The following is a 15,049-nucleotide window of genomic DNA, read 5'->3' as shown; positions in this document are numbered from 1 at the left end:
TTATTCATCTATTATTTTATTAACATTAGATGAAAATTCCTTCCAATGATGAACAGCTTTTTTTAAAACTTCTTTTCCGTCTTTTGTTATAGAATAATATTTTCTTGGTTTATCCTCTTTGGTATTCCATTCACTTTTTAAAAGACCCTGATTTTCTAATCTTCTCAAAAGAGGGTATAAAGTATTAGCTTCAACAGTGATGCCGTTTTTTTTTAATTTAGTAATCAAATTGTATCCGTATTCTTCTTTTTTTAATTGACTTAGAACTGCTATTATTAAAGTTCCGCGTCTTAGTTCCTGCATCAAATTTGATACTATATCATCATAGTTCAATATTAAATCCTTTATATATTGTTTAGTATATTATACTGTGTAATACACAATATATCAAGATTAAAAAATAATTTTTCTTTGACAAACTTTATTTTTATTGTAATATTGTTTAAATAAAATATATTTTCTAATATTTTGAATTATTTATGAAAAATAACAAAAAAGATTTAAGAATATTAAAAACTGAAAAATTATTAAAAGAATCACTCCTAGAACTTTTAAAAACTAATTCATTAAAAGACATAAGTGTAACAGAAATATGCGAGCATGCTATGATAAATAGAGTTACATTTTATGATCATTTCAATAATAAAGAAGAATTACTAAATGCAATTATAGAAGATATTAAACAAGATATTATAAAAGAATTAAAGAAAGATAATTCAATATATGATTTCAAAAAAAATTATAGAAAAATATTAGAAAAGGTTATTAATTACTTTGATGATAATAAACAATATTTCGATGTATCATTAATAGATCATAATAATACTATTTTATTCGTTTCATCATTGCACAAAATATTTATAGACTATTTAGGTGAAACTATGAAAGAAGATAATATTGAAAATACAAAAATAACTTCTCAATTCTTTTCAGGTGCTTTAGTTTCTGTAATATTCTGCTGGGTTAAGGATAATAATAAGATAAATAAAGAAGATTTACTTAATAATATATGTATTTTACTTGAAAAGTCATTTAAATAAAGAGTTTACATAATATTTTTACAATTTTGTATTGATAATAGTTATTTTTTGTGTATACTATATTAAAAAACAATGGATTATGGGGTATATTATGATAAATGTTGGAGTCATAGGTGCTGGCGGATGGGGACTTGCCCTTGCAAATATATTTTCAGAAAAACATAATGTTAAAGTATGGGTACATAGTGAAGACAGTTATAAATTATTAAGCACTTCATATAGAAATGATAATTATTTGGAAAACATAGAATTAAATAGAAACATACAATTTACTATGGATATAGGTGATGCAGTAAATGATAGTGAGATAGTAATAATAGTAACTCCATCATTTGCATTTGCTGAAGCATGCACAAATATAGAGCCTTATATAAGTAATGATCAAATATTAGTATCTGCAACTAAGGGGCTTGATAGAAAAACAGGAAAAACTATGAGCGAAGTTGCAAGAAGCATAATATCAGGAGATTTATCTATATTAACACTTTCAGGACCTTCTCATGCTGAAGAGGCTGCAAAAGGAGTACCTACTGCAGTTGTTGTGGGAGGGGAGAAAGGTGTTTCTGAATATGTAAGAGATACATTGACAGTACCTCCTAAATTTAGAATATATAACTCTACTGATCAAAAAGGTGTTGAGATAGGCGGGGCTTTAAAAAATATAATAGCCATTGCAGGCGGTATAGTTGATGGGCTTAAACTTGGAGACAATACAAAAGCGGCTCTTATAACAAGAGGATTGCATGAGATAGTGAGATTTGCATTGAGTAAAGGTGCTAGAATAGACACTATGTACGGACTTTCTGGAATAGGTGATTTAATAGTTACATGTTCAAGCGGACTAAGCAGAAATAATAGACTAGGCAGAGAACTCGCTAAGGGCAAAAAATATCAAGATGTAATAGCTGAAAGTCATGGTCAGGTTGCTGAAGGAGTATATGCTACTACTGCAGCTTATGAATATGCTCAAAAGAATAATATTTATATGCCAATAACAGAAGCTATATACAATATACTTTTTAATAATGCGAATATACAAGATACTTTAACTGAACTTATGAGCAAAGATGCTAAAAGCGAAGGATTCTTTTAATAGCATTTATTTTTGTACTTTACTCATTGGCAGCACTTGCTGTACTACTTCTTTTAATACTACTGATGCTTTTGCATTGTTTAAATCTTTAAACTCTAATATGACATAAGTAATATTATCAATATCTAATCTAAACTTTGTAGCTTCAGATGCTGGGTCTCCAACTTTTACATAGCCCCTATAAACCATCCAGCCTTTCAATACTACATAAGCATATCCATTTTCTTTTAAATCAGCATCAAATGTGAAATATGGACTTTTACTTTTATAATATCCGGCTCTATCTTTTAAAGTTATTGCTTTTGGTACTTGTTCTTCTTTTTTTACTGGTGCTTTTTCTTGTACTTCTTTCATTTGAGGAGTTGTGCTTTTGCATGAAATAAAAGCAAGAATTATAAAATTAATAATTAATATCGGTAAGGACTTCATATCATATAATATATAAATTTTTTTTACAAATTCAAGTTTTTTTTATGCTTGAAAGAATATTGTATTTAGTATATTATATATCTTACTTTAACTTTAAAATAGATGAGGTGTATAATTTGAGTAAACAATTAGATGAAAATAGAATCAAAGAAGGAGTAGGCGGTCAGGCTGTTATAGAAGGTATAATGCTTAGAAATAAAAGTCATTATGTTGTAGCTGTTAGAAAGCCTGATAAGCAAATAGATTTTATTAAGGCTGCCATTCCTGAAAATAAAAACAAATTAAGTAAAATGCCTTTTATCAGAGGTGTTGTAAATTTTGTAGATATGATGAGATTAGGCTATAAAACTTTGGTGTTTTCTGCTAATACTGCAGGCCTTGAAGAAGAAAACAATAAAAAGGACAATAAACCTAAATCCGAAAAAAGTGAAAATATAGCTATGACTTTAAGTATGTTAGTGTCTTTGGCATTTGCTGTGGGACTTTTCATAGCTTTACCTTATTTTATAACTACACTTATTGGCATAGATGAGAAAAGTAATTTTGTTGTATTTAATTTAGTAAGAGGCTGCATAAAATTATCTATATTTGTTTTATATCTTCTTATAATATCATTCTTTAAAGATATAAAAAGAGTATTTGAATATCATGGAGCAGAGCATATGGTTGTTAATGCTTATGAACATGGGCTTGATCCTGATACAGGAAACATTAGAGATTATACAACTATACACCCTAGATGCGGTACTACATTTATGTTTTTAGTATTAACAGTTTCTATATTGCTTTATATGTTTACAAGTTATTTTGTATATACATATATATATGCTTCTTATACTCCGCCTAAAATAGTTGGAAATTTAACTGTATTGGCTATTAATATAATTTTACTTCCTATAGTTTCAGGGATATCTTATGAAATATTGAAATTAGGATTTAAATTTTATAATTTCCCTCTTATGAGACTTGCTATACTTCCGGGTTTAGCTCTTCAAAAAATAACTACTAGAAGACCGCAAGATGATGAAATAGAAGTAGCATTATTTGCTTTGAGTAAATTATTAGATACATCTATAGAAAAAAGAACTGAAGAAGAAGTGCAGGCTGATATTAAAAAGAGTTTGGAAAATAATGATAATATAAAGGATAATGCAACAGAAGAAACATTATGCGTATAAAAAAGAAGCTTATAGCAAATGATAATTATTATGAATATTCTTCAAGCTATATAAGAAAATACATTGTTCTTATAGCTGCAGCTTTATTTATTTTATTATTCATACTTATATTTACACATATTAATTATAGAGTAATACCTTCAAAAGCATATATGAGAAGTGATACTCCTGTACTTGATGCCAATGCTGTTTCTATTACTAATAATAATGGTATTTACTACACTGGAGATTTTACTAGTATTCCAAAATCTATTCATATAAATGATGATATGGTAGAAAATTTATATTTATACTTGTTTCATGATAATCATATAATATTTTGGAAACTTTATAAATATGGATTAAAAAGGTATTTCTCATATTATGCTTTTAATATATTTGATGGTGATTCTCAATCTTTTATCATAAAAGAAAATGAAAAAGATTTTTTAGATTTTTATGATAATTTTGTAAGGGCTCAATTTAGAAAAAATGTTGGTGAATTTAGCATAGAAATTCCAAACTTTTATAATACTAAAATAAATATCAAATCCTCTATAGAGAATTTGATTGATGCAGAGTTTTCATTTAAATTTACTAATTTCACAGCTTCTATGGTAAATTGGAAATATAATAGGGCATTATATACAGCATTTTATTATGGACTTCCAAGCGGATATTTAGTTGTTCCTGGAAGTGAAAATGCTATAACTGATACAAGTTCAGTCATAGCGGTTAATACAGTAGGAAGAAATCCTTCAAGATATGCTCATAATATAACAGCTGCTTTAGTTTATACTTCTTATACTACAGAGCCAATTCCAGTATTTATTTATGACTCTAAGCCTGAATCACAGAATTCAAGAATTATTAAATTCTTATTTAAAAATAAATGGTATGTATATAAAAACTTTGAATCGCATGAATATAAAGATGTTATAGATTATTATTCTAAAGAAGAAGGCTTTAGTTTTGTATTTACAGTTACAGGAAATTATCTATATGAGTCTTTTGGCGGATTTAGTAAAATAGATATGGAAACTACCAAAGGCATATTAGACGGATATTTCACTATAAATAATGAGCAGTTTAATATTAATGGTAATGCTGTTAAAGAATTTGTTCATAGTGTATTTTAATAAAAGGATATAGTATGTCAGATAAAAAGAAATTTGAGAGATTGTTTGGATTGTATACTTCATTGATATTAGACGGATTTATAGATAAAAATAAACTTATGAATTCTAATCATATGTCTTTAAGAACATTCCAAAGAGATATAGAAGAGATAGAGAAATATTTACAAATAGATTTGATTTTAGAAAATGACAGATATACCACAAAAAAAGAAGATTTAAAAAAATTAAAAAAGGGACTTATTTTTGATAATGATAATCTAAAAAATAATGTGGATATACTATTTTCTGTATTTATGAAAAAGATAAGTTCAAATTTATCTCTTATACCTCATTCAACAATATCAAAATTATTACCTCAAAATGTGGACAATGAGTATTATGATGTTATTGTAATTTCAAATAATGATATAAATAATATATCCGGTGATAGTGAAAATATAGAAAAATTACTTTCATGTGTTAAAGATTTGAATGATATTAGGTTTGATTATTATATTCAAAGCAGCAATATAAATTATAAAGTTAAAGCCATAGCGTACCTCATTTATTATTTTCAGGGTATATGGTATTTAGTTGCTTATGATCATAAACATCAAAAGATAAAAACTTATTCTATAAGCAATATATCTAACATAGAAATAATACAAAAATTAAAGTTCAATAGTAATAAAGAAAAAGAAGAATATGACAAGGAACATAAAAATAGAATTGAATACAGAGAAAAATTAATAAAATTAATAGAGAAGAAAAGAAGTATATATTGGAGTGATAATGAATTAATAAAAACTACTATTCATTTTAATTCAGATGTCTCTCACTATTTTAAGAATAGAGATTATGGATTCAATCAAAAAATAAAAAAAGAATTAGAAGACGGTTCTATAATAGTTAATTTTGATTTTTCATCATTTACAGAGTTTAGAATATTTGTAAGTCCTTGGCTTAGTTCTTTCAAGATAATATCACCCAAAAAATTTAATGATGAACTTATAGAGCATTTAAACTATTCTTTATATATTATGAATGAAAAAAATGAAGAAAATAAATAAAATAAGTAAAAAAATAAAAGGGCATAAATTATATAATCTATGCCCTTTGTTATATTTTACTTTATGATAAACTGTATAGCATATCACCGTAAGTTGGAAGTTTCCAATATTTTTTTGATACTGTTCTTTCTAACTCATCTATTGTAACTCTCATATCTTCTAAACAAGCAAATATTTTATCTCTTGAGAATTTTGCTGATTTAGCTATATCATTAATTTTCTTAGCTTCTGCAGTATATCCTTCTAATTTTTCTAATTTAGAATCAAGATCTTTGATTAAATCATTGAGTTTATTAATTAACTTTTTTTCAACATCAAATTTTAATTTTAAATTTCTTTTTTTATCAGCTGTATTTGCAAGCTCGCCAACATATTCTATTGAGTATGGAAGTATTTGTTTATGCACCATATCTATTAATGTTAAGGTCTCTATATTAATTTCTTTAACATACTCTTCCATACTTATTTCATATCTTGAATGTATTTCTGCTTCTGTTAAAACTTTATGTTTAGTTAATACTTCAATATTCTTTTTAGATATGAAATGAGGCAATGCTTCAGGAGTAGTTTTTAAATTAAATAAACCTCTCTTTTCTGCTTCTTTAACCCATTCATTAGAATAGTTGTTTCCATTATATACTATTCTTTTATGTTTTTTGAAAGTTTCTCTTATTAACTCATCGATATCTTTTTCTAAGTTATCAGATTTTTCTAAAATATCAGCAAACTGTGATAATGCTTCAGCTACTATAGTATTTAAAATAATATTAGGACCTGATACAGAAAGACTTGATCCAACCATTCTAAATTCAAATTTATTTCCAGTAAATGCCAAAGGAGAAGTTCTATTTCTATCAGTTGTATCTTTAGTTAATCTTGCTAAAGAATTAACCCCCATTTCCATTTCAACTTTTTCTTTTCCTTTATATTTTTTAGAGCTTTCCAAAGATTCAAGTATCTCTGTAATATCATCTCCAAGAAATATAGATATAATAGCAGGAGGAGCCTCAGCAGCACCGAGTCTATGATCATTACTAGCACTAGCAGTAGTTATTCTTAAAAGATCCTGATATTCATCAACTGCTTTTAGTATAGCAACTAAAAACAATAAAAATCTTTTATTTTTAGAAGGATTATCTCCCGGATCTAGCAAGTTTAATCCTGTATCTGTAGCGATAGACCAGTTATTATGTTTACCGCTTCCATTTACTCCTGTAAAAGGTTTTTCATGAAGTATGCATGCCAAATTATGTTTTTCAGCTATTACTTTCATAAGCTCCATAGTGATCTGGTTCTGATCTGTAGCCATATTTGTAACTGTAAATTCAGGAGCCAATTCATATTGTCCTGGAGCAGCTTCATTATGTTCTGTTTTAGCAACTATTCCAAGTTTCCAAAGCTCATGATCAAGTTCTTTCATAAAAGCAAGAACTCTAGGTTTAATAGCCCCGAAATAATGATCCTCTAATTCCTGACCTTTAGGAGGACAAGCACCAAACAATGTTCTTTTACAATATCTTAAATCAGGTCTTTGTAAATATAGATCTCTGTCTATTAAGAAATATTCTTGTTCAGCACCTACAGTAGTAAATACTCTATTGACATCATTATAGCCGAATAATTTCAATATTCTTTTTGCTTCTTTTTCTATAACTTCCATAGAACGAAGTAGGGGAGTCTTCTTGTCTAAAGATTCTCCGCTATACGAACAAAAGGCACTAGGAATGCATAATGTATCATCTTTTATGAAAGCATAAGATGTAGGATCCCAAGCGGTGTATCCTCTAGCTTCAAATGTAGCTCTAAGCCCTCCTGAAGGGAAACTAGAAGCATCAGGCTCACCCTGAACTAATTCTTTACCTGTGAATTCCATACGGATGGAACCGTCATCGGTTTGAGTAATAAAGCTTGTATGTTTCTCAGCTGTTATTCCTGTCATAGGCTGAAACCAATGGGTAAAATGAGTAGCACCTTTTTCTATAGCCCATTCTTTCATAGCATGAGCTACTACATTGGCAACTTCTAAATTTAAACGCTCTCCATTTTTTATGGTTTTTATGAGTTTTTTATAAATGTCTTTAGGAAGTTTATCCTTCATTACATTATCATTAAAAACCATACTACCAAAAATTTCTGGTATTTTTTTCATTTTATATATTTCTCCCTAAGAAATTTATTATAAAAAATTAGAACTATTATATCATTACTTTAAATTAATTCAATATTACTATTAGAAGTTATGAGAAAAAAATTAGAATTTTATATATTTTCATGTATAAATTGTTTTAATTTGTACAATGCTTTTAATAATTCTTTCCTGTCCATATTATTTCTAGATGAAAATAGTACTTTTATATCATTGATTTCAGAAAGAGACATATAATCATCACTAGCTATTCTTTGATAAATATAGTCAAGAGCTTTTAATATAGCATCAGTATAATCTTTGAATTGAAAATATTCATTTGGTAAATTCCAAATAAGTGCTTCTGTTATAGCAGGAGTTAATTCATTAATGTATTTAATTTCGGCAGAAAAAGCCAAGAATAAATTCTTAAATAATTTTATTAAATTGATAAAATTAGCCCCACAATCATGTTCTTTTTTATCAAAATTCCTATTATCTAGTTTAGGATAGAAAATTTCATTTTTTTCATTATTATTTGTAACTAAAGCACCCTCTACATTATTATCTAAATTTTTGAATGAAGGTATTAATACAATTTTTTCACTTTCGTATTCTAAAATTAAAGATGACGATGTAACATTAACCTTATTTGAATATAAATCATTATTTTTAATTAATTCTAAAATAGAAGATTTAAATTTTCTAGTATCAGCTGTATTAGTTGTATCATCTAATATTAAAAATACATTTAAATATTCCATATAGTTTATATCTGTTCTATTTCTTTTTGAACCAGTAGGAATAATAGAAATATTATTGAACTGCTTATGAGAAGATATTAATTTGGATATGAAATCCAATTTTTTTTCTATTTTATAATATGGGTAAGCTTTAAATCCGCTTACCCATCTATTTATATATTCATATAAATCTATATTATTATCCATTTTATACTCTTTTTAGAGCAGCAGCAAGTATTTTATCTAATGGTAAAACCTCATCAACACCGCCTCTTGCGATTGCTTCTCTAGGCATTCCGAAAACTGTACAAGTTTCTTCATTTTGAGCGATATTGTAAGCACCTGCATCTTTCATTTCTTTCATACCATTAGCACCGTCATCACCCATACCTGTAAGTATTATTCCGATAGCTTTGTTTTTAGCATAAACGGCACCGCTTCTGAAAAGTACATCTACAGAAGGTTTATGTCTTGTAACAGGCTCACCATCTCTTACTTCTATGTAATATTTACCGCCTCTAACTTTAATCATAGTATGCTTAGCACCTCTTGCTAATACAGCTTGTCCTCTTCCAACACTCATACCGTCTTCAGATTCAAATACATCTATTTTAAGAATACTATTTAATCTTTTAGCAAATGAAGTAGTAAAGTGTTCAGGCATATGCTGAGCAATAACTATAGGAGGAGCAGAAGGAGTAACATTTTTAAGACATTCTATTAAAGCCTCTGTACCTCCTGTTGAAGAACCTATAAGAATGATTTTATCCATAGGAGTTTCTCTTGAAGGAGTAAGAGGAAGTATGATATCTGCAGTATTTTTTTGATAAACTTTGAATCCAGCTGTTTTTGGTGCTTCTAAGCTAATAGAACTTCTTTCTGTAGCTGCAACAGGTTCTGTTGGAACTGTAACACCATGTTTTCTATAAAACTTAGCTCTGTTTGCATAAGCATTTTTAATTTTTTCAACTAAATCTGTAGCTAATTCTTCTACACCATCTCTAACATTTGCAGAAGGTTTTATAACATAATCAAAAGCTCCAATATTTAAAGCATCTAAAGCTAATTCTCTATGTTTATCCAAAAGAGAACTAAACATTATTACAGGAATAGGGTTGTTAAGCATAAGCTTTTTGAGATATGTAATACCATCCATTTCCGGCATTTCAATATCTAACGTAATAATGTCAGGTTTAAGATTTTTGACCTTATTTTCAGCTAAAATTGGATTTGCTGCAGTTCCTACCATTTCTAATGCAGGGTCTGAGTTTACAATTTTAGTAAGCAACTGTCTTATTAATGCGCTATCATCAATAGCTAATACTTTAATTTTTGTAGCCATATAAAATCCTTAATTATTAATATATTAAAACAAAGTAATGTCTGATTTTTCTTCAAGTTTATGCTGTAAATTTTTAGAATATTTAATTTCCTGTTCAGCTGAGAACTCTTTAGTTTTACCTTCTAGTTTTTTCATAAGCACTCTATTTTCGGTATTGAAGAAGAATACTTTTCTAGGCCAAGAACCTCCTATATCCTCACTTACTATAGGTATTTTTTCATCTGCCAAAAATTTTTTAGCAAATTGTATGTTCTTATCAGGTACTTGAAGAATATTGCTAGTCATACCTGAGAGTACATGTCCGCCTCCGAATATTTTGGCTGTGAGGTTTTCTTTTTTACCGCCTAATTTAATGATTTCGTTTATAAGAACCTCCATTGCAAAAACACCGTATCTAGTATTATTATAATCTTCAGCCGGATTTTCCCATTCTCTCATTTCAGGAAGCATAAAGTGATTCATACCTCCGAATTTTAATTTATTCTCAAACAGGCATACAGATATACAACTGCCTAGAACTGTTTTTATTACAGCAGGTTCTTTTGAAGCATAATAACCACCTATATATATTGTGATTCTCTTAAAATTGCTATTGGCCGCTGCTGGAAAATCAATCATTATTATACACCCCTAGTTAAATCTTTTTATAAATATTGCTTGCTACATATTTAAATTTATCTGACACTCCAAACAATGTTTCTGAATGTCCTATAAATACTAAACTGTCTTCTTTCAAATATCTATGAAATTTATTAAATAATTCCTTTTGGAATTCTTTATCAAAATAAATAATAACATTCCTGCAAAATATCAAATCGAATTGTGTATGAATATCAAAATCTTCATCTTTGAAATTTAATTGTCTAAAAAATAGATTCTTTTTCAAAATATCTTTAACTTTGTATAATCCTTCTTTATCACCTGTACCTTTCAAAAAATATTTTCTTAATATATTTTCTTGTATTGGTTCAACAGATTCTTCTTTATAAATACCAGCTCTGCCATGTGCCAATACATTTGTATCTATATCGCTGGCTAAAACCTTTATATCATATTTATCATAATTAGCACCAAAATATTCATGCAAAGTCATTTGAATAGTGTAGGGTTCTTCTCCAGTTGAACATGCTGCAGACCATATTCTAAGATTTTTTACTTTGCCGGCTTTAAAATTCTTTTCCCAATCTGGAAGAAATGTGCTCTTCATATACTCAAAATGCTTATTTTCCCTGAAAAAGTCAGTTTTGTTTGTGGTAACAGCATTAACAAAATTAGTTAATTCTTCATCTTTAGCATTCTTAACAAAATCTATATACTCCCTAAAAGAGTCCATTTTTAAGGCCCTTAATCTCTTACTTAATCTAGAGGTTACTAGAGCCCTTTTATGGCTAGTCATTTGTATTCTAGTTTTGTCATAAATAATTTTAACTAATTCATTAAACTCAGCATCACTCAGAGCCGGCATATGCTCATTCATATCTTCCATTTTTATACCTCAATGATATTATACTGTTTGATTGGTAGTTTCATTAGATTTTATGATTTCTTCTATAGGAAGAACCATAATAATCTTATTTTCCAATCTAATAACATTAGAAATTTGAAGTCCTCTCATATTATCAATAGGAGTTTCTGTCATCTGGCTTTCATAAACTGTAATAACATCACTTACCATATCTGCCAATATACCAAATTTTCTATTAGTAGTAGATATAACTATAATAACATCATCTTCAATAGAATGATCATCTCTTCTATCTAAACCGAATCTTATTCTTATATCAACGATATGAAGAATATTGCCTCTTAAATTCATAAGACCTCTCATAAATTTAGGGCTTCCAGGAACAGGAGTTATATTAGTTACACCTACAATACCTTCAATACTCAATACATCAAGAGCATATTCTTCATTATCGATTTTAAACACTAAAAATTGCTGACTAGGTTCAATAGAAATGTTTTCATCATGTTCTAAAGATGTACCTCCAACCTGAGGTATATTAGCTGCATTTATTTTTTGATTATCTAACATATTACAATCCTTTATTTAACGCCGTTATTGATTTTTCCTTGTAAAGACATATTAACTAGTCCTTGTATATCTATAATAAGGGCTATTCTTCCGTCTCCAAGTATAGTACCTCCGGCTATTCCTGCATGTTTACTGAATGCTGAATCTAAAGATTTAATAACTACTTGCTGCTGATCCAAAAGCTCATCAACAAATATAGCACATTTTCTATATCCAGCTTCAACAACTACAACTATACCATCGTCTATATTTTCAACTTGCGTATCTATTTCAAATACTTTATGCAATCTAATCAAAGGTAAATACTCATCTCTGATTTTTATCATTTCACCTTTGCCTTCAAAAGGTTTTACCTGTTCATTTTTTACTTTTATTTGCTCTATAATTGAAATCAAAGGCATTATGTATATTTGCTTACCTAAAGCAAAAGTAATACCTTCAATAATAGCCAATGTTAAAGGTAATTTAATTATAAATGTACTGCCTTGACCTTCAGCAGATTTAATTTCTATTTTACCTTTCATCTTTTCTACGTTAGCTCTAACAACATCCATACCAACACCTCTTCCTGATATGTCAGTTATTTTTTCAGCAGTAGAAAGACCAGGAGAGAAAATAGTTCTGTATATTTCTATATCAGAATATTTGCCATCTTTTGAAAGGAGTCCTTTTTCAACGGCTTTATTAAAGATTTTTTCTTTATTCAATCCATTACCATCATCTGATACTTCTATAACAACATGTCCTTCTTGGTGAGCAGCAGACATTGTTATTGTACCATATTCAGGCTTACCTCTTGCTATTCTTTCTTCTTTTGTTTTCTCTATACCATGGTCCATAGAGTTTCTTATAATATGTTTAAGAGGGTCAGATAACTGCTCTAACATATTTTTATCTATTTCTGTAGTTTCACCTTTAAGAACTAGTTTTACTTCTTTGTTTAATTCTAAATTCAAGTCCCTAACATATCTATGGAACTGAGTAAATATAGGACCAATAGGCATCATTCGGATATTCATAACTTCTTCTTGTATTTGTCTGGAAGTTCTATCCATTGAACTTACAGCTTCTTTAAGTCCATTATCTATATCCAAACTTTGAGTAAGCTGCATTATTCTTGACTGTGCTATAACAAGCTCTCCGATTAAGTTCATTAAGCTGTCTAATTTTCTTGTATCAACCCTTACTGTTGAAGGCGCCTGAACTTTTGTGCCAGTTTTAGGAGCAGCAGCAGGTTTACTAGCAGCTGCAGCTGTTTCTGCAGGCTTTTCTTCAGGTTTAGAAGCAGTTTCTTCTTTAGCTTCTTCTTTTGCTGGCTGTTCTTCTTTAGCTTCAGGAGCTTTATTTGCTTCCTCATCATCTTTTATTTCAGCTTTAGTATTTATAATATTAATATCATTATCATCTATTACAAATAAGAAAATATTCTGAACTTGTTCTTCAGGAGCATTAGTTTCAAAATCTAAAGAGAACTGAGTATAACAAACATAAGGATCTTCAAGATTTAAGATAGTAGGTAAGCTATTACATTCTATTTTCAAGTTGCTAATAGTACCTATAGCTCTAAGGTCGTTCAAGAACATAAGAGGGTCTATACCATTATCAAAAATAGTAGCTTTAAATCCCATTTCGATATGGAATGAATTTTCTCCTCCTGAAGCAGAAGATGATTCAGCTTTTGTATCTTCCTTTTTCTCTTCAGGTTTAGTTTCTGTTGCTTTAGCCTCTTCTTTCTTAGGCTCTTCTTTTTTGGGTTCAGGAGATGCTTTTGGTGCAGCTGCTGCAGTACTTACATCATTACCGTCAGCTATAGCTTTTATTTTAGCTTTTAGTGAATCTATATTAGTAACACCTTCAGTTTCACTTTTACCATCTACAATATTTTGCAGCATTAATTTTACAGTATCTAAGAACTCTAATAATACTGTAATCATTTGAGGAGTAACATCCAACTTACCGCTTCTAACTTTTTCTAATAAGTTTTCAGCAACGTGGTTTAACTCACTCATAGTTGTAAAGCCAACTGTACCTGCTGAAGATTTAAGAGTGTGAGCACTTCTAAATATTTTATTTAAAAGATCTTCATCACTTTTATTATCTTCCAACAAAACAAGATCGTTTTCAAGACCTTCTACAATTTCATTGGCTTCACTTAGGAATATCGAAATAAATTCATCACTATCAAACATATAGCACCTCTACCTTTATAAAATCCTTATTATATAAAATAAGATGGTTAGAAATCAATTTAAAAAACGTTTTACTACATCTAAAAGCTGAGTCGGGTTAAATGGCTTTACTAGCCAACCACTAGCACCTGCAGCTTTACCCTCCATTTTTTTCTCATCTTGAGATTCTGTTGTAAGCATTAGAATAGGGGTATATTTATGCTGATCTACTTTTCTTACATGCTTAATAAACTCTATACCGTCCATTTTTGGCATGTTAAGGTCTGTTATTATCATATCAACATTTGGTGTTTTACCAAGAACCTCTAATCCTGTAGTACCATCATCTGCAGACACTACAGTATAGCTGCCTTTCTTCAAAGTATATTCAACAGATGCTCTAGCTGTATTAGAATCGTCTACAATTAGTATTGTTTTAGCCATAGATTTAACCTCTTAATCATTAATTATTTTTATCATTAATTATATTTAAATATTCTACAAACAAATTATCCATACCTTCTACTATAAGGTTTTTTTGATTTTTAGCAAGTTCTTTTTTCATAGCATACAGTATTTGAAGTCCTGCTAAATCTACATGGGCATCACCCTCACAATTAAATTTTACAGTCATATCTTCGTTATAATTAGCACTTTTTATGACATTCTTAAAATATTTACTCATAGTTCTTATATTAAGATTATCATTTATCTCTATAACTGACATAA

Annotated in this window: 16 protein-coding genes; 5 read left to right on the top strand and 11 right to left on the bottom strand. The window is 28.6% G+C overall.

The window, feature by feature from the left end; genetic code table 11:
* A complete protein-coding gene (locus Q0K19_RS04550; RefSeq protein ID WP_297245779.1) occupies positions 1–333 on the bottom strand; it encodes a PadR family transcriptional regulator in 333 nt (110 codons plus the stop codon).
* Between the two features lie 146 nt (positions 334–479).
* Between Q0K19_RS04550 and Q0K19_RS04545 the strand changes: the two genes are divergently transcribed.
* Positions 480–1,040, top strand: a complete 561-nt coding sequence (locus Q0K19_RS04545; RefSeq protein ID WP_297245777.1) for a TetR/AcrR family transcriptional regulator — start codon at positions 480–482, stop codon at positions 1,038–1,040.
* A gap of 91 nt (positions 1,041–1,131) precedes the next feature.
* Positions 1,132–2,133 carry an NAD(P)H-dependent glycerol-3-phosphate dehydrogenase gene (locus Q0K19_RS04540; RefSeq protein WP_297245775.1) on the top strand — a complete coding sequence of 334 codons (1,002 nt, stop codon included), beginning with the start codon at positions 1,132–1,134 and terminating at the stop codon, positions 2,131–2,133.
* Between the two features lie 6 nt (positions 2,134–2,139).
* On the opposite strand, the gene Q0K19_RS04535 is transcribed toward Q0K19_RS04540, so the two are convergent.
* Positions 2,140–2,562 (bottom strand): hypothetical protein, encoded by a 423-nt coding sequence (locus tag Q0K19_RS04535; RefSeq protein ID WP_297245773.1) that lies wholly within the window; start codon positions 2,560–2,562, stop codon positions 2,140–2,142.
* 116 nt (positions 2,563–2,678) lie between these two features.
* Here Q0K19_RS04535 and Q0K19_RS04530 point away from each other — a divergent pair, with 116 nt between their 5' ends.
* From Q0K19_RS04530 to Q0K19_RS04520, 3 genes are read left to right on the top strand one after another with little or no spacing between them, the layout of a single operon-like run.
* A complete protein-coding gene (locus tag Q0K19_RS04530; protein ID WP_297245771.1) occupies positions 2,679–3,740 on the top strand; it encodes a DUF1385 domain-containing protein in 1,062 nt (353 codons plus the stop codon).
* Positions 3,731–4,858, top strand: coding sequence for a hypothetical protein (locus Q0K19_RS04525; RefSeq protein ID WP_297245769.1), 1,128 nt, complete (start codon positions 3,731–3,733; stop codon positions 4,856–4,858). Before Q0K19_RS04530 ends, Q0K19_RS04525 begins: the two co-directional genes overlap by 10 nt.
* A 14-nt stretch (positions 4,859–4,872) precedes the next feature.
* A complete protein-coding gene (locus Q0K19_RS04520; RefSeq protein ID WP_297245767.1) occupies positions 4,873–5,907 on the top strand; it encodes a WYL domain-containing protein in 1,035 nt (344 codons plus the stop codon).
* A 61-nt stretch (positions 5,908–5,968) separates the two neighbouring features.
* Here Q0K19_RS04520 and Q0K19_RS04515 read toward each other — a convergent pair whose 3' ends face one another.
* The 9 genes from Q0K19_RS04515 to Q0K19_RS04475 form a co-directional block, all read right to left on the bottom strand.
* Positions 5,969–8,056: a glutamine synthetase III gene (locus Q0K19_RS04515; protein WP_297245765.1), complete on the bottom strand. Its 2,088-nt coding sequence runs from the start codon at positions 8,054–8,056 to the stop codon at positions 5,969–5,971.
* A 110-nt stretch (positions 8,057–8,166) separates the two neighbouring features.
* The gene (locus tag Q0K19_RS04510; protein WP_297245763.1) at positions 8,167–8,982 is read right to left on the bottom strand and encodes a hypothetical protein; all 816 of its coding nucleotides are present in this window, start codon (positions 8,980–8,982) and stop codon (positions 8,167–8,169) included.
* 1 nt (position 8,983) lies between these two features.
* A complete protein-coding gene (locus tag Q0K19_RS04505) occupies positions 8,984–10,117 on the bottom strand; it encodes a chemotaxis response regulator protein-glutamate methylesterase (RefSeq protein ID WP_297245760.1) in 1,134 nt (377 codons plus the stop codon).
* 24 nt (positions 10,118–10,141) lie between these two features.
* Entirely contained in the window at positions 10,142–10,735 is a 594-nt protein-coding gene (locus Q0K19_RS04500; RefSeq protein ID WP_012670039.1) for a chemotaxis protein CheD, read from the bottom strand.
* A gap of 16 nt (positions 10,736–10,751) precedes the next feature.
* Entirely contained in the window at positions 10,752–11,603 is an 852-nt protein-coding gene (locus Q0K19_RS04495) for a protein-glutamate O-methyltransferase CheR (RefSeq protein ID WP_014487937.1), read from the bottom strand.
* An 18-nt stretch (positions 11,604–11,621) separates the two neighbouring features.
* Positions 11,622–12,152: a chemotaxis protein CheW gene (locus Q0K19_RS04490; RefSeq protein ID WP_014487936.1), complete on the bottom strand. Its 531-nt coding sequence runs from the start codon at positions 12,150–12,152 to the stop codon at positions 11,622–11,624.
* Positions 12,153–12,163: 11 nt separating this feature from the next.
* Positions 12,164–14,341, bottom strand: a complete 2,178-nt coding sequence (locus Q0K19_RS04485; protein ID WP_297245756.1) for a chemotaxis protein CheA — start codon at positions 14,339–14,341, stop codon at positions 12,164–12,166.
* A 54-nt stretch (positions 14,342–14,395) separates the two neighbouring features.
* Positions 14,396–14,764: a response regulator gene (locus Q0K19_RS04480; protein ID WP_008725288.1), complete on the bottom strand. Its 369-nt coding sequence runs from the start codon at positions 14,762–14,764 to the stop codon at positions 14,396–14,398.
* Positions 14,765–14,783: 19 nt separating this feature from the next.
* Positions 14,784–15,047: an anti-anti-sigma factor gene (locus tag Q0K19_RS04475; protein ID WP_297245754.1), complete on the bottom strand. Its 264-nt coding sequence runs from the start codon at positions 15,045–15,047 to the stop codon at positions 14,784–14,786.
* Between the last annotated feature and the right edge of the window lie 2 nt (positions 15,048–15,049).

It is taken from the genome of uncultured Brachyspira sp., assembly GCF_944393015.1.
GTDB lineage: Bacteria > Spirochaetota > Brachyspiria > Brachyspirales > Brachyspiraceae > Brachyspira.
Note: the sequence above shows the minus strand (reverse complement) of the source record. Positions and strands in the feature narration are given on the sequence as shown.

What these genes read in the sequence shown, in the direction of transcription:
- Q0K19_RS04545 (WP_297245777.1), top strand. Translation starts at nt 480, where the DNA reads ATGAAAAATAACAAAAAAGATTTAAGAATATTAAAAACTGAAAAATTA.
- Q0K19_RS04540 (WP_297245775.1), top strand. Translation starts at nt 1,132, where the DNA reads ATGATAAATGTTGGAGTCATAGGTGCTGGCGGATGGGGACTTGCCCTT.
- Q0K19_RS04535 (WP_297245773.1), bottom strand. Translation starts at nt 2,562, where the DNA reads ATGAAGTCCTTACCGATATTAATTATTAATTTTATAATTCTTGCTTTT.
- Q0K19_RS04525 (WP_297245769.1), top strand. Translation starts at nt 3,731, where the DNA reads ATGCGTATAAAAAAGAAGCTTATAGCAAATGATAATTATTATGAATAT.
- Q0K19_RS04520 (WP_297245767.1), top strand. Translation starts at nt 4,873, where the DNA reads ATGTCAGATAAAAAGAAATTTGAGAGATTGTTTGGATTGTATACTTCA.
- Q0K19_RS04515 (WP_297245765.1), bottom strand. Translation starts at nt 8,056, where the DNA reads ATGAAAAAAATACCAGAAATTTTTGGTAGTATGGTTTTTAATGATAAT.
- Q0K19_RS04510 (WP_297245763.1), bottom strand. Translation starts at nt 8,982, where the DNA reads ATGGATAATAATATAGATTTATATGAATATATAAATAGATGGGTAAGC.
- Q0K19_RS04505 (WP_297245760.1), bottom strand. Translation starts at nt 10,117, where the DNA reads ATGGCTACAAAAATTAAAGTATTAGCTATTGATGATAGCGCATTAATA.
- Q0K19_RS04500 (WP_012670039.1), bottom strand. Translation starts at nt 10,735, where the DNA reads ATGATTGATTTTCCAGCAGCGGCCAATAGCAATTTTAAGAGAATCACA.
- Q0K19_RS04495 (WP_014487937.1), bottom strand. Translation starts at nt 11,603, where the DNA reads ATGGAAGATATGAATGAGCATATGCCGGCTCTGAGTGATGCTGAGTTT.
- Q0K19_RS04490 (WP_014487936.1), bottom strand. Translation starts at nt 12,152, where the DNA reads ATGTTAGATAATCAAAAAATAAATGCAGCTAATATACCTCAGGTTGGA.
- Q0K19_RS04485 (WP_297245756.1), bottom strand. Translation starts at nt 14,341, where the DNA reads ATGTTTGATAGTGATGAATTTATTTCGATATTCCTAAGTGAAGCCAAT.
- Q0K19_RS04480 (WP_008725288.1), bottom strand. Translation starts at nt 14,764, where the DNA reads ATGGCTAAAACAATACTAATTGTAGACGATTCTAATACAGCTAGAGCA.
- Q0K19_RS04475 (WP_297245754.1), bottom strand. Translation starts at nt 15,047, where the DNA reads ATGTCAGTTATAGAGATAAATGATAATCTTAATATAAGAACTATGAGT.